The organism is Neobacillus sp. 19, from assembly GCF_049463095.1.
Classification (GTDB): Bacteria; Bacillota; Bacilli; order Bacillales; family Cytobacillaceae; genus Neobacillus.
On sequence record NZ_JBMPZU010000031.1, the window covers coordinates 135,762 to 154,691 of the forward strand.

At 42.0% G+C, this 18,930-nt stretch carries 22 protein-coding genes; 21 read left to right on the plus strand and 1 reads right to left on the minus strand.

What is annotated here, in order from left to right; genetic code table 11:
• Nucleotides 1-164: 164 nt before the first annotated feature.
• From ACO1D1_RS09550 to cydS, 17 genes are all read left to right on the plus strand, one after another.
• Nucleotides 165-740, plus strand: coding sequence for a putative ABC transporter permease (locus ACO1D1_RS09550; RefSeq protein WP_423335746.1), 576 nt, complete (start codon nt 165-167; stop codon nt 738-740).
• Between the two features lie 213 nt (nt 741-953).
• Nucleotides 954-1,652, plus strand: coding sequence for a response regulator transcription factor (locus ACO1D1_RS09555; protein ID WP_149871611.1), 699 nt, complete (start codon nt 954-956; stop codon nt 1,650-1,652).
• A 4-nt stretch (nt 1,653-1,656) separates the two neighbouring features.
• Nucleotides 1,657-3,033, plus strand: a complete 1,377-nt coding sequence (locus tag ACO1D1_RS09560; protein ID WP_423335747.1) for a HAMP domain-containing sensor histidine kinase — start codon at nt 1,657-1,659, stop codon at nt 3,031-3,033.
• Complete coding sequence (locus ACO1D1_RS09565) at nt 3,034-3,732, plus strand: polysaccharide deacetylase family protein (RefSeq protein ID WP_423335748.1); 699 nt, start codon at nt 3,034-3,036, stop codon at nt 3,730-3,732.
• A gap of 7 nt (nt 3,733-3,739) precedes the next feature.
• A complete protein-coding gene (locus ACO1D1_RS09570; protein WP_423335749.1) occupies nt 3,740-4,339 on the plus strand; it encodes a DedA family protein in 600 nt (199 codons plus the stop codon).
• Between the two features lie 177 nt (nt 4,340-4,516).
• The gene (locus tag ACO1D1_RS09575; RefSeq protein ID WP_423335750.1) at nt 4,517-5,695 is read left to right on the plus strand and encodes an MGDG synthase family glycosyltransferase; all 1,179 of its coding nucleotides are present in this window, start codon (nt 4,517-4,519) and stop codon (nt 5,693-5,695) included.
• 24 nt (nt 5,696-5,719) lie between these two features.
• Nucleotides 5,720-7,030, plus strand: a complete 1,311-nt coding sequence (locus ACO1D1_RS09580; protein WP_423335751.1) for a VTT domain-containing protein — start codon at nt 5,720-5,722, stop codon at nt 7,028-7,030.
• Nucleotides 7,031-7,195: 165 nt separating this feature from the next.
• Complete coding sequence (locus ACO1D1_RS09585; protein WP_423335752.1) at nt 7,196-7,978, plus strand: cytochrome c oxidase assembly protein; 783 nt, start codon at nt 7,196-7,198, stop codon at nt 7,976-7,978.
• A 209-nt stretch (nt 7,979-8,187) separates the two neighbouring features.
• The gene (locus tag ACO1D1_RS09590; RefSeq protein WP_423335753.1) at nt 8,188-9,468 is read left to right on the plus strand and encodes a right-handed parallel beta-helix repeat-containing protein; all 1,281 of its coding nucleotides are present in this window, start codon (nt 8,188-8,190) and stop codon (nt 9,466-9,468) included.
• Nucleotides 9,465-10,013: a nitrous oxide reductase accessory protein NosL gene (locus tag ACO1D1_RS09595; protein WP_423335754.1), complete on the plus strand. Its 549-nt coding sequence runs from the start codon at nt 9,465-9,467 to the stop codon at nt 10,011-10,013. The genes ACO1D1_RS09590 and ACO1D1_RS09595 overlap by 4 nt, the downstream gene beginning before the upstream one ends.
• Before the next feature lie 66 nt (nt 10,014-10,079).
• Nucleotides 10,080-10,895 (plus strand): ABC transporter permease, encoded by an 816-nt coding sequence (locus tag ACO1D1_RS09600; protein WP_423335755.1) that lies wholly within the window; start codon nt 10,080-10,082, stop codon nt 10,893-10,895.
• Nucleotides 10,888-11,589 carry an ABC transporter ATP-binding protein gene (locus tag ACO1D1_RS09605; RefSeq protein WP_423335756.1) on the plus strand — a complete coding sequence of 234 codons (702 nt, stop codon included), beginning with the start codon at nt 10,888-10,890 and terminating at the stop codon, nt 11,587-11,589. The genes ACO1D1_RS09600 and ACO1D1_RS09605 overlap by 8 nt, the downstream gene beginning before the upstream one ends.
• A 52-nt stretch (nt 11,590-11,641) precedes the next feature.
• The gene (locus tag ACO1D1_RS09610; RefSeq protein ID WP_423335757.1) at nt 11,642-12,439 is read left to right on the plus strand and encodes a sensor histidine kinase; all 798 of its coding nucleotides are present in this window, start codon (nt 11,642-11,644) and stop codon (nt 12,437-12,439) included.
• On the plus strand, nt 12,439-13,080 hold the full coding sequence (locus ACO1D1_RS09615) for a response regulator (RefSeq protein WP_423335758.1): 642 nt from the start codon (nt 12,439-12,441) through the stop codon (nt 13,078-13,080). The genes ACO1D1_RS09610 and ACO1D1_RS09615 overlap by 1 nt, the downstream gene beginning before the upstream one ends.
• Nucleotides 13,081-13,246: 166 nt before the next feature.
• Nucleotides 13,247-14,593, plus strand: a complete 1,347-nt coding sequence (locus tag ACO1D1_RS09620; RefSeq protein ID WP_423335911.1) for a cytochrome ubiquinol oxidase subunit I — start codon at nt 13,247-13,249, stop codon at nt 14,591-14,593.
• On the plus strand, nt 14,590-15,615 hold the full coding sequence (locus ACO1D1_RS09625) for a cytochrome d ubiquinol oxidase subunit II (protein WP_423335759.1): 1,026 nt from the start codon (nt 14,590-14,592) through the stop codon (nt 15,613-15,615). Before ACO1D1_RS09620 ends, ACO1D1_RS09625 begins: the two co-directional genes overlap by 4 nt.
• Before the next feature lie 23 nt (nt 15,616-15,638).
• On the plus strand, nt 15,639-15,740 hold the full coding sequence (gene cydS / locus ACO1D1_RS09630) for a cytochrome bd oxidase small subunit CydS (RefSeq protein ID WP_411675506.1): 102 nt from the start codon (nt 15,639-15,641) through the stop codon (nt 15,738-15,740).
• Between the two features lie 157 nt (nt 15,741-15,897).
• On the opposite strand, the gene nikR is transcribed toward cydS, so the two are convergent.
• Nucleotides 15,898-16,317 (minus strand): nickel-responsive transcriptional regulator NikR, encoded by a 420-nt coding sequence (gene nikR, locus ACO1D1_RS09635; RefSeq protein WP_423335760.1) that lies wholly within the window; start codon nt 16,315-16,317, stop codon nt 15,898-15,900.
• A gap of 76 nt (nt 16,318-16,393) precedes the next feature.
• Here nikR and ACO1D1_RS09640 point away from each other — a divergent pair, with 76 nt between their 5' ends.
• Genes ACO1D1_RS09640 through ACO1D1_RS09655 form a run of 4 tightly spaced genes read left to right on the plus strand, consistent with a single transcriptional unit; the run spans nt 16,394 to nt 18,799 of the window.
• Complete coding sequence (locus ACO1D1_RS09640; protein ID WP_423335761.1) at nt 16,394-17,029, plus strand: energy-coupling factor ABC transporter permease; 636 nt, start codon at nt 16,394-16,396, stop codon at nt 17,027-17,029.
• Nucleotides 17,026-17,301: a PDGLE domain-containing protein gene (locus ACO1D1_RS09645; protein ID WP_423335762.1), complete on the plus strand. Its 276-nt coding sequence runs from the start codon at nt 17,026-17,028 to the stop codon at nt 17,299-17,301. The genes ACO1D1_RS09640 and ACO1D1_RS09645 overlap by 4 nt, the downstream gene beginning before the upstream one ends.
• Nucleotides 17,298-17,984: an energy-coupling factor transporter transmembrane component T family protein gene (locus ACO1D1_RS09650; RefSeq protein ID WP_423335763.1), complete on the plus strand. Its 687-nt coding sequence runs from the start codon at nt 17,298-17,300 to the stop codon at nt 17,982-17,984. Before ACO1D1_RS09645 ends, ACO1D1_RS09650 begins: the two co-directional genes overlap by 4 nt.
• Nucleotides 17,984-18,799: an energy-coupling factor ABC transporter ATP-binding protein gene (locus ACO1D1_RS09655; RefSeq protein WP_423335764.1), complete on the plus strand. Its 816-nt coding sequence runs from the start codon at nt 17,984-17,986 to the stop codon at nt 18,797-18,799. The genes ACO1D1_RS09650 and ACO1D1_RS09655 overlap by 1 nt, the downstream gene beginning before the upstream one ends.
• Nucleotides 18,800-18,930: the final 131 nt, after the last annotated feature.

Sequence of the window (18,930 nt, forward strand, 5' to 3'; positions counted from 1 at the left end):
GATTCTTGATCATCCTGTTATCAAAATAATAACAAGGTTTCGATGTGATGTTCAACAGAGTGTTGATTAAAATGTGTATAAGATATCCATTCATACGAATATTTAGAAGGACAAAAGTGAAACATAAAGTGGGAAATTTTACATTTGTGAAAGGCGGTTAAGCGATGATTTTAAGCTTGTTGCAAGGCATTATGTATCAAACCCAGGAAATTACGACTATTGAAGGAGCGGCGGCCATCATGTTTTATTTTACGGTGTATTCGTTCATTGGCTGGCTGCTTGAAAATAGCTATAGCTTCTTCACAAAGCGTGAGTTTTTTAAGGAAAACTTTTTATTCGGCCCCTTTAAACCGATGTACGGTTTTGCCCCGGTTCTCTTGGTTTATTTGATTACCCCTGGAACTAATTGGGTGATGGTGATTCTTTTATGCTTTTTTATTCCAACACTAGTCGAATATGTAAGCGGGGCATTGCTCCAGAAATGTTTCCATAAACAATGGTGGGATTATTCCGACACCCCATTGCAGCTTCACGGGCATATATGTCTGCCTTTCTCCATCTGCTGGGTATTCCTATCCCTCGCATGTGTAAAATGGATTCATCCGGCAATCGCCGCCATGTATGAAGCCATAGAACCCTATTGGATATGGGGATGGGCAGCAACAGGACTATACTTCCTCGCTGACCTATCCCTTGCAATTCGAAAACACGTTTTACAAAATTTAACAAATGGTGCCTGACACCCTTTGCACTCCTTCTGTAGTAGAAAGAAGGAGTTTTGTTTTATCTGGTGCTATTTTTGGGCTTTTGAAGCGCTTGTACATTAAAGATTAAAATTCCATGAAAATATGAAAGCTAGGGGAAAATAGTGCTACATTGTAGATGTGGCTTTTACACGAACAAGCTATTTAGATTTGCCGCCTGAGGATCATCGTTAAAGAGGAGGGCTTATGGTGAAAAAGCGAATTTTGGTTGTTGAGGATGAAAAACAGATTGCCAAAATATTAAAGATTGAACTGGAGTTTGAAGGCTATGAAGTGGTGATTGCCTATGACGGAAAGGCGGGATTGCAAGCCGCCTTGAACGATCAATTGGATTTAATCCTATTGGATGTCATGCTGCCTGAAATGAACGGGATTGAGGTTTTAAGAAAAATACGAGTGGAAAACAACATGCTGCCTGTCATTCTGCTGACTGCTAGGAACATGACGATGGATAAAGTAACCGGACTTGATCAGGGAGCAAATGATTATATTACGAAGCCCTTTGAATTAGAGGAAGTATTGGCAAGAATTCGTTCCTGTCTTCGGCAGAATTCCATTGCTGCTAAGGCTGCGCAAGCTGAGGAAACCGTACTTTCCATAAGGGATTTAACTGTAAATCTTGATACGAGAGAGGTAATCCGGGGAGAGGTATCGATCACGCTAACTCCCAAAGAGTTTGATCTGTTAGCTTATTTGCTTACCAATAAGAATAAAATTGTTACCCGGGAAAATATCATTCTTCATGTGTGGGGCTATGAATATGAAGGGGAAACAAATGTCATTGATGTGTTTATCAGACATTTACGAAAGAAAATCGAAGAAGGCTTTTCTGACCCCACCATTATTCAGACAATCAGGGGAATTGGATACACCATAAGGGAGAAGTAAGCAAATGAAGATTACGACCAAGATTAATCTAATCACAACCGCATGGATCCTAGTCGTGTTACTTGCCGTAAACGCAGTAGTCTTTTTTTCATTTATGAAAATTACCGTCAATATGGAGGATAATGCCCTTTTTCAAAAGGCGGGTCAATTGAGAAAGGAGCTAAACCAGGAAGGTACCCCTACAGTTACTAAAGCAAAATTAACCCCATATTTGACACCTCATTCGTTTATTAGAATCATTCAACCGGATGGAAAAATTGCCCATCAAGTAACGAATGATTCGAACTTGGCTGCAACAATAAAACCGCAATTTGCCAGTGAAAAAGGGACGATGAGGAGTACGATTAGACTAAAAAATCAAGAAGAACAAATTGCCATTGTCAGGGTCCCAATCCAAGCGGATGGGCAGGTTACCGGCACGATCGAGTTTGGAGAGAAGTTAAAGGGATTGGAATTAGGTAAGGACTTATTACTTTCTATTCTGGGGTTTTGTACGTTTTTAGGAGCGTTATTATCACTGCTTGGCGGCAGGTGGCTGTCCAATCTGATTATGAAGCCGATTTCAAATATGATCAATACGATGGAGGACATTGAACAAAGCGGGATCCCGAAGAAAATTGTCATCCAGCATGAAACAAAGGATGAATTGCAAAAATTAGCGGTGACCTTTAATCGAATGATAGAAAGATTGGAGTCAAACCTGGAAAAACAGAAGCAATTTATCTCAGACGCATCTCATGAGTTAAAGACCCCGCTTACAGTGATCAAAAGTTATGCTGATCTATTGCTAAGACGAGGAATCCGAAACGAAGAGGTTGCACATGATGCCATTGAATCGATTCATTCAGAGGCCACGAGAATCCAAAGAATGACAGAACGGTTTCTCGATTTAGCCGATACAGAATCCGATAATATGTTAGAAACAAAACCAATCAATGTAGCAGCCTTGTGCGAGAATATCCGTAAACAGTTGAAAAGAGCTTATAAGAGGGAAATTGACCTCCATTTACCGGAACATGCAATGACCGTTATGGCTGATGAGTTAAAGCTAAAACAGGCTATCATCATTTTAATGGACAATGCCATTAAATACAGTTCAGAGAAAATCGATGTGTTTCTGGAGGAAAAGGAATCATTTACGGTCATAAGGGTGAAAGATTACGGGATTGGTATACCTGAGTCTGAAATCGACAATATCTTCGAACGTTTTTACCGGGTGGACAAGGCAAGGAGCCGGGAGACAGGGGGAACAGGACTGGGTCTGTCGATTGCCAAAAATATTATCAAACAGCATCACGGGGAAATTAAAGTAAGAAGTAGGGAGGGAGTCGGGACTGAAGTGGAATTGTACTTACCGAAGAGGAAAGGAACTGATCTTTGAGTGATCAAAATCATCATTGTTAGTTTCATTCTTTTACTTAGTCTATTTCTTATTTATGCTGTATTGCCAACAGTAATGATTCGTGTTTTCAGTTGGGGTATTACCAAAAGAACAACTGCTGACGCCGTCGCCTTAACATTTGATGACGGTCCCAATCCCGAATATACACCGCAATTGCTTGATCTGTTGAAAAAATATGATGTGAAGGCGACATTTTTTGTGGTCGGCAGTAAGGTAAAATCCTATCCGGCTATCATGAAACGGATGAGCCAGGAGGGACATACGATTGGCATCCATCATTTTGAACATATTTCTAACTGGATCCTCTCACCATCTCGATTGAAAAAACAGCTTAAGATGACAGTACAGGCCATCAGGGAATGCACGGGGGAAAAGGTTACCTTTTACCGGCCGCCATGGGGGCATTTCAATCTCTTTAGTCTATGTTTGAGTAAGGGATATAAAGTAATCATCTGGTCACACATTTTTGGGGATTGGAAAGTTGAAAAAGGTAAGAATGGACTGCTTGAGGAATTGCGGACCGCCACAGAACCTGGTTCGATTCTATTGCTCCATGACTGCGGGGAAACGCTGGGTGCGGATAAGGAAGCTCCAAGCTATATGCTGAAATGCTTAGAAATCTATTTACAGGAAAACAAAAATAAGGGAACAACATTTATCACATTAAAAGATCTATGAGGGCACCATGAATGTAGAGACAATCGTAAATTATATTAATGTATATGGGTATCTAGTCATATTTCTTTTTTTATTCTTTGGTGTTGTCGGCATTCCTGCTCCAGAAGAATCACTGCTCTTTCTTGTCGGAGTGCTGTGTATTCATCATAAGCTCTCGTTAGAATTGGTCATGGTATCTTCTGTTATCGGGGCGTTTACGGGCATGTTGACAGCCTATGTTTGCGGACGTTACGCAGGCTCCCCTTTTATCAAAAAATACGGCAAATATGTAGGAATTACCGAAGAGCGCTTGGAAAAAGTAAGCAGTAAATATACGAAAAACGTCGGTAAAAGCATCGTGTTTGGTTTTTATCTTCCCGGGATCAGGCAAATTAGCCCATACTTTGCAGGGATTGCACAAATTCCATTTACGAGATTTTTCCTTTTTTCCCTGCTGGGTACACTGCTGTGGACAATCCCCTTTATTTTGGCAGGGTATGTAACGGGAAGGATATTCCATATTAATCCAAACTATGTTCCATATATAGGCATCGTCTTCTTCGTTCTTTTTATCCTATATGTTTTAATGAAGTACTTAAAGGGAAAAAACGTAAATAAATCAAATTAGTTCAAAACTCGAAACGTAATTTTTCGGGTTTTTTATTTTACTGAAAAAACACTGAAGGTATGATTAAAAATTCCTTAAAAACCGCGTTTTTCAGGGAATCAGTGATACATTTGAAATGGAAAGCAGACAGCATCCCTTTTCAATAAACGATTTCTAAATGAACAGGAGATGGAACAAATGAAAAAGATTTTGTTTTTACCACTCTTACAAATGCAGTCAGGCCATCACCAGGTTGCTGAGACCTTAATGGACCTGCTGAAAAATCATACCGACGATATTATGGTTAAAAAAATCGACTTACTAAGCTATTCCAATAAATCACTTGAAAAAATGATTACCAAAGGCTATTTAAATTGGATCCGCTACGCACCGGAAACGTACAATCTTGCTTACAAAAGCTTTTTTTACATGCCAGCAGCTAAAGAACACACCTTTAAATGGTACCAACCATTCTTTATGAAGAAAATGGAACAATTGCTGGCAGAGGAAAACCCGGATTTACTTGTTTGTACGCATGGATTCCCTTCTTACCTTCTTAGCAAATTAAAGAGGAAGGGGAAATGCAACATCCCAATTATCAATGTGTATACGGATTTCTTTGTTAATAATGTGTGGGGGAAGGATGGAATTGACCTTCATTTTCTTCCAAGTCAGCAGGTGAAAGAAACGCTATTCGAGAAGGATCATATTCCAAAACAGCAGATGATTGTCACAGGTATTCCTGTCCATAAAGAGATTACCAGGAATGCAGCTATTCGTAAAACGAATAATGGACGGCCAAAAATTTTAATAGCCGGAGGGAATAGTGGTTTAAGCGGAATTGTAAAGTTAACAGCTGAGTTAAAACAATCTACTGAAGTGGATTATATCGTTCTTTGCGGAAAGAACCGAAAGCTGTATGAAGAAATCCTTTCCTGGAATATGAAGCACATTAAACCATTGCCCTACCTATCATCAAGGTCAGATATGGACACGCTCTATGAAGCGGTTGATGCTATCATGACAAAACCCGGCGGCGTCACAATTAGTGAAGCCTTACAAAAGAGACTTCCCATCTTTGTGCATACAATGCTGCCAGGTCAGGAAAAAGTGAATTTACGCTATTTAACAGATCAAAAGCTGGTCTTTAAACTTGACCAAAACGCTTCCATAGAAAAGCAGTTGATAACAGTGTTAAAGGATGACGACAAAATGAATCGCTGGGAGCAGGCGATTGATTCCTATCAAAAGGGAATAGAGCTGAAAGCCAAGGAAGATATGGTTGATTTGATCAAGGAAGTTCTTTTCCAACCAAGTAAAAGCGTGACGTCCAGATTCGTAATCCAGTCCAAATTTTTTCATAGTGCTAGGGCATAATAGGAACAAAAAGGAGGACTAATCTTGGGTAATCTGACAGCTTACATTGATCAGTTTGGATATATTGTCCTTTTTGCAGCATTATTACTTGAATTACTGGCTCTCCCATTACCTGGAGAAGTCCTCATGGGTTATAGTGGTTTTTTAGTTTTTCAAGGTCATTTAAATTGGGTCTTAAGTATTTTGACCGCGGGCATCGGAGCCTGTTTGGGGATGACTATTTCCTACTGGATTGGATTAAAATTAGGAACGCCATTTTTTGAAAAACACGGTCACCGACTACATCTCGGTCCAGATCGGATTGGAAAAACCTCCCAATGGTTTAGCAAGCATGGCAATAAATTGCTGATTATCGCTTATTTTATCCCCGGTGTCCGACACATAACTGGATATTTTTCAGGGATAACAAGGCTTCCGTTTCGAACGTTTGCGCTGTTTGCCTATAGTGGTGCATTTATATGGGTGACGGTATTTATCACTCTTGGCAAAATTTTAGGTCCCCAGTGGGAACAATTTCACAGTTCGATTAAAAAATACCTCATTATCGGGGGAATCATTGCTGCGATATTGATCATTGCTTACTTGCTTGTTAAAAAGTTCTCAGTGGAATTGAAAGATGCGGCAGTAAGCGGATTGAATTTCACGTTGAAGTTATTCCATTCAAGAAAACGGGTTGGACTTCTTTTAGCGATTACGATGGCAATAACCATAGGCCTAATCGTCCTAATGATAGGGATGATCCAAGATTTCCTAGCTGGAGAATTCTCAGACTTTAATGAAATTGTCGGAATGTTAGTGCCATTAACGTTTAATAAAAATTGGGCCGGCATTATGCAGGTTTTTTCATTTATGGGCTCTAGGCAGATTCAAATCGTGATTATTATTCTTTCGCTGTTTTGGATTGTATGGAAAGGCCATGATAAGCTGCTTGAATGTTTGTCTTTTGGTCTGGCGGTGGGCGGCGGCGAACTCTATGAGGAAAGTTTACGGAGGATTTTTCACAAACTTTCACCTGTTAAGCAAACACTCATAGAGCAGCTGTTTTATTCTTTTCCGAGCGAACAGCTGCTCATGACGATTGTGATTTACGGTTTTGCCGTCTTTCTCTTTGTCCGCCATTCGAGAAGAGTATGGGTTCATACTTTTGTTCCAATAGCGGCTTTGGCTTTATTCGTTCTAATCGCCATCAGCACATTGTATTTTCAAATCGAACTCCCAAGCGACGTTGCCGCAGGCTACGTCTTCGGCGCAGTCTGGCTGGGCATCAACATCCTTCTCCTCGAAATTCTCCGGATCTTAAGAACCATGGACCCCCTGCCGAAGCGTGGTGCCTGACACCATTTGCACTAAATGCACTCATTCTATAGTGAAAAGAGGGGGTTTTTGCAATTTTCTTTAGGTGGTATTATTTCTGTCCATTCTCGTTTTTGGTCATAAATCACTTATTCTGACATATAATCTAAAGTTAGTGAATCGGCCGTAAAGGGGGAATGGCTATCCATGTTCTATGCTGTATGGCTTGAAGGTCAATTGGTGTGGAATATCCCATTATTAACGGGGCTTATTTGTATCGCTGTCATCTACGGCTGCTTCGTCACATATTATACGAATATAAAAATCTATCATCAAAAGCCCCTGCTTTTCTTCCTCAGCCTAACCCTATTATACGTAACCATTGGCAGCCCTTTATCTACTCTAAGCCATTTATCATTCAGTTTTCACATGATACAAATGAGTATTTTATACTTCATGATTCCGCCACTACTTCTAATAGGAGTTCCCGAATCCTTCCTAGAAATAATGAAAGGAATAAATAAACTGTTCCTTCCTCCATTGGCTGCCTTGTACACATTTTCCGTCCTCTTCTTGATGTACCATTTGCCGGTAATGTTATCATTTCTCTCAAAACATTCGCTTGTTCATAATGGATATCTAGTCGTGCTGTTTTCGTTGTCATTTAGTATGTGGCGTCCAATTGTTATGGACCAGAATAAACGATTTGCGGTATTAAGCGGCCTGTTATTAATGCCTGCTTGCATTCTATTCATCATAACCGGCCTGATTGGCGGATTAAATAATCCTTTCCTTGCGCAAATGACTAGTAATCTGTGCATTTCCCCCTTGGCGTTAAGTTCTCTCCATATCCTTCCACCACCGTTCAATACGGGTTTAGACCAAATAATGGCCGGAATTCTTATGATCCTTATGCATAAATTTGCGTTATATATAGCAGTACGTACCGGAAAAAAAGCTCGAGTGTTTGAATGGGGGAGAATGGGTTAACAAACCAGCTCCCCTTTTTTCTATGCTCCCATTCCGCAAAAAGGTTCTTGCCAAAAAAATTTCATATATGAACGAAAAAATAGCCCCTCTGAGTCATAGGAAATACCCGCCGAATCGTTTACTTTAAACTTGTTACATATTTCAACTCATGAAAATGGTTTAATTGACCATGAAGTAAACTTTAAAGTTCGCAGGAAGGAATTAAGAAAATGAAAGGTTTACTGAAGCTGATTTTATTGGTGGGGATCATTAGTTTCGTTGGGGGAATGGAGACATCCGCAGACGGATCCCTTCAATCACAAATCAATGCGGTTCCAGCAGGCGGCATACTAACAATAGCGGCCGGTATCTATCAAGAACCGATTGTTCTAAAAAAGCCAATCGTAATAGAGGCTGAAAAAGGAACGATTCTCAAAGCCTGCAATTCTAAACCAGCAATTACCATCAAGGGGAACAGTGTGACCGTAAAAGGGATTCAGATTATAAGCTGTAAAAAAGATAAGAGTCGGGTAGTGATTAAAATGAGCGGAAAGAATCATCACCTTGAAGATCTAACCTTGAAAATCTGGAAATCCGGAATTTACCTCGAAAATGTTGAAAAAGCGAGTTTCCGAAATCTTAGACTGACAGGTGTCGGCAAGGAGAATGGGTTTGAACTGTGGGATTCCCATCATAATACGTTTGAAGGAATCAAGGTCGAGCATGTCCAAGATGGTTTTTATATGGAGAATAGCCACCATAACACCTTTAGCGGCAACACCATCAGTGATTCGCGGTATGGGCTGCATGTGATGTTTTCCGACAATATTACCATCATCCAGAATGTCTCAACCAGGAATTTTACCGGTGCGATGGTGATGGGAACCAACCATTCCGTGATCGAGAATAATCAGCTGCTGGAAAATAACCAAAATGTGAACGCCCAAGGTCTGCTTCTCTACGATGTCCACGATTCAACGGTACATCACAATCGCATTACCGATAATCGAGTCGGGATGTTTATCGAGGATTCAAGCGGAAATGAAATCACTGACAACGAAATAACCGCTAATTTTGTTGGCGCACAAATCAATCGGATTGAGAACAATGTCATTACCGGAAATGCCTTTATCAGTAATGTAAACGATTTTCAAGCGACGGAAGGAACGGAGAATACGATTGAAGGAAACTATTGGGATGCTGCTCTAAAGCTTGATACGGATGGCGATGGAAAAAGCAATCTGCCTCATAGTGCCGATCCCTTTTTTCTTCATCTGACAAGAGAAACACCGCCCTATCAGCTATTCTTTCAGCACCCTGGGATGATGTTATTGCAAAAAATGCTAAAAAGCCCCGCGAACATGCTAGTAACGGACAGGGAACCATTAATGCATCATGTATTAAACAACCAGCCACAACTTGAACAGCGGGCACCAACTTTATGGGGCATCTGCCTAGCAATGATTTTCGCAAGTCTACTAATTATTTATTTTGGGAGGAAAAGAATATGAAACACAAATTTTTAAAAATAAACCTGCTAGCTGTCCTATCCCTAATCGTGATCGCCGCCTGCAGCAAAAAGGATGTTAAGCCAGCAGCCATTAACGAAAAAACGGATAAATGTGAAATCTGCCATATGGCCGTTAAAGACAACGAGTTTGCTACTGAAATTATGCTTGAGAACGGAAAGACAATGGTATTCGATGATATCGGCTGCATGTACAAATGGATGCAGGAAAACACTGATAAAAAAGTCGCCCATTCCTTTGTGAAAGACTATGATTCAAAGGAATGGATGGAAGCCGATACTGCTTCATATGTGTATGACAAACCGATCAAAACCCCGATGGCTTATAATGTCATCTCATTTACGGATAAAAAAGCGGCTCAAAGTTTCATTGATCAACATGGCGGCAGCCTATTAACCTATGAAAAACTTGAACATCATTCCTGGGAAAGGAATGAAGAAATGATCAAGGAAATGAAGGAAAAGATGAAAATGCATGACGGTGGGGATGGAATGGAGATGGAACATTCAGAGGAAAGCCATAAATAAATAATAAAAATGTATGCATAGGGACAGTCTGCCAAGGTTGTCCTTCTGCTTGAAAGGAATCGAACGATGACAAACTTATGGCTCTCGGAATGGAAGACAATGACAAGGCAGCGTTCCTACTATCTATTTCTCATCCTTTGGGTACTGGTATTTTCGCTGTTGTTTTTACTGGAACGAAATAATGCCGGGCTTTCCAGCTTTACGAATGTCACAGGAACGATCGTCAATATTTTACTCTATTTATTGCCGTTATTCATGCTGATTATCGGATCCCTTTCGATTACCAATGAAATGGAAAGCGGGCAGTGGCAGCTTCTCTGCACCTATCCTGTCTGTATTCCCGCGTATCTTTTCGGAAAATTTGCCGGGCTTCTGACTGCACAAACGGCTGTGTTCACGTTAGGATTTGGGATCAGCATGGTGATTGGTTTACTAACAGGCATCCAGCTATCGCTGCCATGGCTGCTGGGCATCTACCTTTTTTCGATTCTGCTAATCTATGTCTTTATCATTCTTGGCCTCTTTCTTGGTACAGTAGCGACAACAAGATGGAAGGCATTAATGGCTGCTGTTGCCGTCTGGTTCTTCCTGATTATGATTTGGCCAACCGCTTTAATTGCCATTTTGGGTCTCGTTCCTTATTCGATGGTTGACCCATTAATGAAACTGGCGATGGTCGTAAATCCTGCAGAGTTTTTGCGGATTTTTTTAATCATTCAATGGGATAGCGGCGCAATCTTTGGTGCGTCATATGATGCGGTTGTTCACCTTTTCCAATCAGCTGCAGGCTGGGGCATCCTAATTGGCTACATGATGGCATACCTGCTGATTGTGCTCTCCCTCGCGATCCTGTTCCTAAAAAGAAGGAGATTCTATGATTGAAATAAAAAATGTTTCCAAGGTATTTAAACATAAGACGGCGCTTTACCCCTTATCATTAACAGCAGCGGACGGTGAGTGCATCGTTCTTTGCGGTGGAAACGGTGCCGGAAAGAGCACACTGCTGCATATTATTGCCGGTATTTCTGCACCGAACGATGGCACGGTTACCATCAATCAAGTCGATATCAAGCAAAATAGACAGCAATATGTTTCGTTAATCGGTTACATGCCGGATGAATTTTTTGCGCAAGAAACACTAACGGTCAAAGAGTTTTTAACTTTTTATGGAACATTCCGAAAGACAGCGCCAGCCCGGGTGGAGGATGTGATCCACCTCCTAGGGTTAGCGGCAAAAAAAGATGAAATGGTGAAACACCTGTCAAAGGGGATGCGCCAGCGGCTGTTATTTGGCCAGGCATGGCTGGCAAACCCAACTGTGCTAATTCTCGATGAACCGACAAATGGCCTTGATCCCTATTGGATTGATGTATTTATAGGATTCCTGAAAAAAATAAAGCAGAGCGGCACGACGATTATCTTTTCAACCCATATGATGGATGTGGCAGCTGAAGTGGCTGACCGAGTCATCTTCATGGAAAATGGAAGAATGATGGAAGTACTGAAAAATAACGACACAGAATCGAAACCATTTATGGTAAAACTGCTCAGCCGCTATCGTCAAAAAGAAGTATAATCGGGACGGGTATGCTTTAATGGAGATAGAAGGAAGTAGAGGGGCGGTCAGAATGTCATACCGAACGTTGAAAATTATTGCGATTTTAATCCCACCCTTGTTGATAGGGGGCTTTGAGCTTATCCGGCATAATACGGGGTTACTGCACAATCTGTCGATGGAAGCTGGAAATTACGTGATTATCCTGTTAACATGGACCGTTTCCTATGTATTTACCACCTGGATGTTTAAGATGATTGAGGGAAAAAATCACCGCCTCACTACAGAACGGGAAATGCGCGCCGTATATGAAGAAAGAGAACGGCTGGCAAAAGAATTACATGATAACATTGCCCAGACTTTATTTTTACTAAAGGTAAATTTAAAAAAGGGAAAAATTAATGAAGCGAGCGGACTCGTCAATTCCATTGATGCCACCCTCAGGCAGGCGATTTATAACCTGCGCGTGAACCCGCTTGAGGCCGTTTCTTTTTCGAAACGGGTGGAGAATTGGCTGAATGATTGGAGTACTGTCTCCGGGATTGAAACAAAGGTTACCATCCAGATCACGGAAGGCTATTTTAGCCCATCTGAAGAGGTGCAGCTGTTCGGCATAATTCAGGAGGCATTTACGAACATTCGAAAGCACTCCGGGGCTCAATCGGCCCGTTTACTTCTGCAGCCCATCCCTAATGGATGGGAAATGAACATTTCAGACGATGGCAAGGGGTTTACGAAAAATGGACGGGGTCTGAACCAATATGGTCTTATCATGTTAAATGAGCGAGCTGAAAAGATTGACGCGGTGCTTGAAATCATCTCTGAAAAGAATCATGGGACAAAAATAATGGTAAAAGGGAGCGATAGTTGATGGTTCCTTATCGGGTTTTGATTGCTGACGACCACCCCCATGCAAGACAGGCAATTATGGCCATTCTGGAAGAAGATCCGCTGTTTACCATTGCCGGTCAAGCGAAGAATGGTAAGGAAGCGATCGAGCTGTGCGGTGAACATCTTCCCGACATCTTATTAATTGATATTGAAATGCCGGTTTTAAATGGTTTAGCGGCAACGAAAATCATCAAAGAGAAATATCCGTTTATCAAAGTGATTATCTTAAGTGTATCCGATAATGTCGGAGATTTATTTACCAGCATTCAGTATGGGGCACAGGGCTATTTATTAAAAAGTATGGATCCCGATGATTGGCTTCAGTACCTTCATTCTATTGTTGATGGGTCAAACGAGGCGACAAGGGATTTGGCTGGAAAATTGCTCTATCAATTTCGGGAGCGCGATTTGCAGAATACTCCGGCAATCAGTTCATTGACTCCGAGAGAGAAAGAAATCCTACTCTTAGTTTCAGAGGGGAAAACCAATAAGCAGATTGCCGAGAATCTGTTTATCGCTGAGAATACAGTCAAAAATCATATTAAAAATCTGCTGGAAAAGCTAGGACTCGAAAACAGGGTACAGCTTGCTTCCTATGCAGTAAAATATATTACCAAATGAATTTGGGTATAGTATAACGGAGTGTTTCAATCTGAGTATAAGGGGGAATTCCTATTTATAAAAAACAAGAACGGAAGTTGATTTGGCTGACCTTTATGGTGGCGGCCATTTTAGGGCTGGCGATCGTTGGAAGGATCGTTTCGGGCTAAGATTGGAGAGACAGCAAATGGGAAATGAAGAAACAGTATTTTTAAGCCGTGTTTTAACCGAATTGACCTTATCCTTTCATATTATTTATGCAACCATTGGTGTCGGCATTCCACTCATGATCATGATTGCCCAATGGGTCGGGATTAAAAAGAATGACGAGCATTATATTTTACTGGCAAGAAGGTGGACACGGGGCTTCGTGATTACCGTTGCGGTTGGGGTGGTCACTGGAACCGCGATTGGCCTGCAGCTCTCACTATTATGGCCAAGATTTATGGAGCTTGCGGGAAATACGATTGCCCTGCCATTATTTATGGAAACCTTCGCCTTCTTCTTTGAAGCAATCTTTTTGGGAATATACATATATACGTGGGATCGATTTGAAAATCAGAAAAAGCACTTGCTGCTGCTGATTCCCGTCGCGTTGGGTGCCTCTTTTTCCGCCGTGTTTATCACCATTGTCAATGCGTTTATGAATGCACCGCAAGGGTTTGACCTTGTCAATGGGGAGCTAGTCAATGTAAGTCCGTTCGTAGCGATGTTTAACCCGGCGATGCCGACGAAGGTAGCACATGTTGTCGTCACGGCCTACATGACTTCAGCGTTTGTCCTCGCTTCCATCGGTGCGTTTCGGCTGTTGAAGGGGTCCAATCAGCTGTACCATAAAAAGGCGCTCTTTTTAACAATGAAGCTCGGGCTCATTTTTTCGATTGCCACCGCCATTATCGGCGACTTTTCCGGAAAGTATTTAGCAGAATATCAGCCGGAAAAATTAGCGGCAGCCGAATGGCACTTTGAAACAGAAAAAGGGGCACCGCTGATTCTCTACGGTGTCCTTAAGGACGGCGAAGTGAAATATGCGCTGAAAATTCCATTTGGACTCAGTATTTTGGCACATAGCAGCCCCAATGCGGAAGTGATTGGGTTAGATCAATTTAAAGAAGCCGACCAGCCACCGCTATATATCCATTACATGTTTGACTTAATGGTGACGATCGGTATGTGGATGGTTTTTATCTCATTGGTGTATGTCGTGGGTACATGGCGTGAGTGGCGGTTTATTTTAACAAAATGGTTTAGATGGCTGATGGTACTCGGCGGCCCCTTGTCAATTATCGCAATTGAAGCGGGATGGTGGCTTGATGAAGTAGGGCGCCAGCCATGGGTATTGCGAGGGATAATGCGCACAAAGGATGCTGCCACAACAAGCGGTCAAGTGGATACGATGCTCTGGCTTTTCGCCGGATTATACATCATCCTCGGTATTGGCAGTGTATTCGTACTATGGCGGATGTTCCGTAACAATCCGGTGGAACAGGAATTAGCTGACCGGGCAGCAGATAGGGCTGGTGAGATGAAATGACGCTAGAGATTCTCGGAATTACGGTATTGGGCATTTTTCTATTCGGCTATATTATTGTGGCCTCGATAGACTTTGGTGCCGGGTTCTTTAATGCCTTCAGTACCTTGACGGGCAAGGAGCATATTTTAACGAAGGTGATTCAGCGTTATTTATCCCCTGTTTGGGAAGTCACCAATGTCTTTCTTGTCTTCTTCTTTGTCGGGATTGTCGGTTTTTTTCCAAAAACAGCTTATTATTATGGCTCGACATTGCTTGTCCCAGCGAGCATCGCGATTATACTCTTAGCAATCCGCGGCGCCTATTACGCGTTCACCACGTATGGCGGCTTGAAGCATAAACGATATACAATTCTGTACGGTCTGACGGGACTATTTATCCCTGCTTCGTTATCCATCGTTTTAGTAATTTCCGAGGGCGGTTTTGTTACTCTGGAGGATGCAGGTCCATTACTTGATTATTGGGCATTGTTTACGAGCCCCTTAGCTTGGAGTATTGTTGCCCTCAGTTTAACATCTGTTTTATATATTTCCGCCGTGTTTTTAACCTGGTATGCGCAAAAAGCGAAAGACAGGCAGGCAGCAAACCTGCTGCGGAAATATGCGCTTGTCTGGGCGGGGCCGGCGATCATCACCGCTGCCGGCATTATAATTGAAATGAAGAATCATAATCCGGAACATTATGAGCGTTTAGTTGATCTTTGGTGGCTGTTTGGACTGTCGCTGATTTTCTTCGCAGGAACCGTTTATTTACTTTGGCAGCGGATTGCCTATGGGTTTGCCTTTTGGCTGCTGGTCGGTCAGTTCACTCTCGCCTTTTTGGCTTACGGTATTTCCCATTATCCGTATTTAATGTATCCGTACTTAACCATCTATGACAGCTTCACGAACGAGGCGATGGCAACCGCGCTGGTGATTGCGTTTATTGCCGGACTTTGCTTACTGCTTCCGTCGCTGTATCTGTTGCTCAGACTGTTCTTGTTTAACAAGGCCTATGTACAAGGGAATCGAAATGATCATGCCTAAAGGGGGGCATTATTATGTTGGAGCTGGATAAATTCCTCATGTTCTATGCACCGTTTCTGGTGCTGATCGCATCCATTCTAGCGGCGTTCTGGGCCGCACGAAAAGATGATGCCGTGAAAAAATAAAGGTTCAAATAAGGTAACACCGAACCCGTAAAATAAAAGGAAGAAAAGACGTGTGCCCGCACACGTCTTTTCTTATTTCATAATTAAATAAATTGACACATATAACTTTATTCAATAACATAAAATGGTGTTACGATTTATTTGAAAAGTAACACGTTTAAGGCTCGTTTATAGGAGAAACGGATAAATTACCATACTTTACCCCTTTTAAACTAAGTAATTTATCTCGTAAAGTACGGATTGATTGGGCATTCCCGCGAACGACAATCATCTCGAGGCAATTATGGTGATCAAGGTGAAAATGAGTCGTCGCAAGAATCGCATCGTGGTAATCGTGCTGAATCGCGGTCAGTTCACCCATTAGATGGCGTTGATGATGGTCATAAAAGATGAGGAGACAGCCTGCCACCTGAAGGTCATTTTGTTCCCATTTATCTTTGACCAGCTTTTCACGGACCAAATCACGGACGGCTTCCGAGCGGGTTTTATACCCTTTCTCTTCGATTAATTGATCGAAGCTTTCAAGCAAACTTTCTTCCATGGATACGCCAAACCGGCTTAAGTTTTTTGAAGTCAAAGCATTAAGCCTCCTTCCTAATAACGTAACAATATCATAAATATTTTAATAGAAAAAGTGAAAAGGAGAATCGATCATGCACATTCCTGACGGGATCCTAAGTCCCACTATTTTAGCGGCAGGTGCCGTTGTATCTGTTGCTGTACTTGCCAAAAGTGTTCGAGAATCGAAAAACAACCTTGAACAGACGGCAGTTCCGATTATGGGCGTGATGGCTGCCTTTATTTTTGCGGCACAAATGGTGAATTTCCCCCTTTTAGGTGCAGCAGCTTCCGGCCATTTGATGGGGGGAGCACTGGCTGCCTACCTGTTTGGCTTCTGGCCGACGACACTCATTATGACGACCGTGGTCACGATTCAAGCCGTCGTGTTCCAGGACGGAGGAATCAGCGTCCTTGGTATCAATATCCTAAATATGGCGATTCTTGCCCCGCTGTCCGCATCATTGGTTTATAAAATGTTTCAAAAAAGTAAGCTGCCGGTTTCGGTCATGGTCTTTATTGCAGGGTGGGTTTCGGTTGTGGTTACCTCCGTCTTTGCCGCCCTGCAGCTCGGTGCATCACATGTTGTTTCCTATCAGTTGGCACTAAAAACACTTATTCTTTGGCATGCAATTATTGGGATTGGAGAAGGTTTGATCACGGTAGCTGTCGTTCCTTTTGCCCGCCGATCATCCTTTTTCCTGAGAAGAGGGGAGGAGCATTCCTCATGAAAAAACGAATCTATCTTTGGATTATCATATCGTTAGTAATTGCCGGGGCTGTATCTTTACTTGCCTCGGGACATCCGGATGGCTATGAAAAGACAGGAGAACAGCTGGGTTTTATTGATCGGGCAACGTCGTATTTGCAATCCCCGCTGCCTGATTATGCCGTTCCAGGTATGCACACTTGGCTGTCATCCAGTCTTGCCGGAATCATTGGGGTTGCCTTGACATTCCTGTTCTTTCTCATGATTGGTAAATTGGCTGGCAAACGCAAATGATGACACTGCCGAAACCAAGGGTAAAGGTAGTATTGGCACTTTTGATGATTATTCTTGGTGTTTTACCGAAGAATCTTATCATTATTGGGGGAAATCTCATTATCGGAACAACGCTTCTCTTTATTTATCGAATTCCGTTTCACGCGTTCATCAAACAGCTAAAACCAATCGCTTTTTTTATGTTGTTTACGTTTCTCTTTTTCCCCCTTTATGAAGGGGGGCATGGCTGGATAAAGGCACTTCAATACAGCGGCCGTTTGTTGTTTGTTGCTCAGATGCTTACCTTTGTATTTTACCGCTTGGGTGTTCCCGCCTTTTTGCAGGTGTTGGCAGAAATAAGGATTCCGTCGATTTTTATCGAGCTGATGATGTTTACTTTAAGGTTTATGGACGTGTTTCGTACGGAAGTCCGGCAAATGCTGTTAAGTCTTAGGAGTAGAGGTTTCTATACAGGAAATTGGTTTCAAGTAAAGAAGTACTGGGTACTAGGCGGACTGTTAGGAAGCCTGCTGCTGCGTTCTTTTCAACGCTCTGAACGAATATATTTAGGCATGTTAAGTAAGGGCTATAAAGGAGAACGTACATCATTGAAACCAGAAATGATCCCTCGAACCGAATGGCTTCATTGTGTATTGTGGGTCGGCTGTGTTCTCTGCTTGTTTTTTGTAGGAGGAAAGCAATAATGGATATTTTTCGATTTAATGGGGTTTCATACGGCTATACCAAGGACAAGCCCATCTTAAGAGACATCTCCTTTTCAATCCGTGAGGGGCGAAAAACAGCGATCGTCGGTGCAAATGGAGCGGGAAAGTCGACGATTTTGTTTCATTTAAATGGGTTGTATGCCCAGCAGCAAGGGGAGATCTTCTTCCGTGAGCAGAAACTTGATAAGAAATTACGGCGTGAGTTATATAAGCAAGTTGGTATTGTCTTTCAAGACCCTGACGACCAGATTATTTCTTTAACGGTGTCAGATGATATTGCATTTGGCCCTGTTCAGATGGGTATTACCGGCGAAGCCATTAAGAAACGGATAGAAAAATATATTAAATTAGTAGAAATTGAGCATTTACTCTCCGACAATCCATCCGAGCTAAGCTATGGGCAAAAAAAGCACGTCACCGTTGCCGGAGTACTTGCGATGGAGACTGACGTGTTTATTTTAGATGAGCCAATGGCCTTTCTCGACCCCTTAGGAAAGGAACGAATGGCGTCGATTTTGCAGCTGTTGCAAGAGCAGGGTAAGACTGTGATAGTAACTACACATGATATGCAATTTGTTGCAGAATGGGCGGAGGATGTAATCGTGATTCATCAAGGCCAGTGCCTGGGGACGTTCCAGGCTAGAGAACTCTTCGGGCGTCAAGATATTATGAAACAGGCGAATTTAACGCTGCCGCCAATTGTCCAATTAATGACCTCCCTTTGGAAAGGAAAGAAAGAGGAAATGCCGATTCGATTGGATGAAGCAAAAAGATGGTTAGCAGCTATACTATAAAGAGAAATGGAGAGAGCAAATGGGTTCTCTCCATTTTTTTTAGAAATATATAAAAATAATTGACATTCAAACTACTGTTTGAATATGATATAATCAAACAAACATTTGAATGAATAAATTGAACATGATCA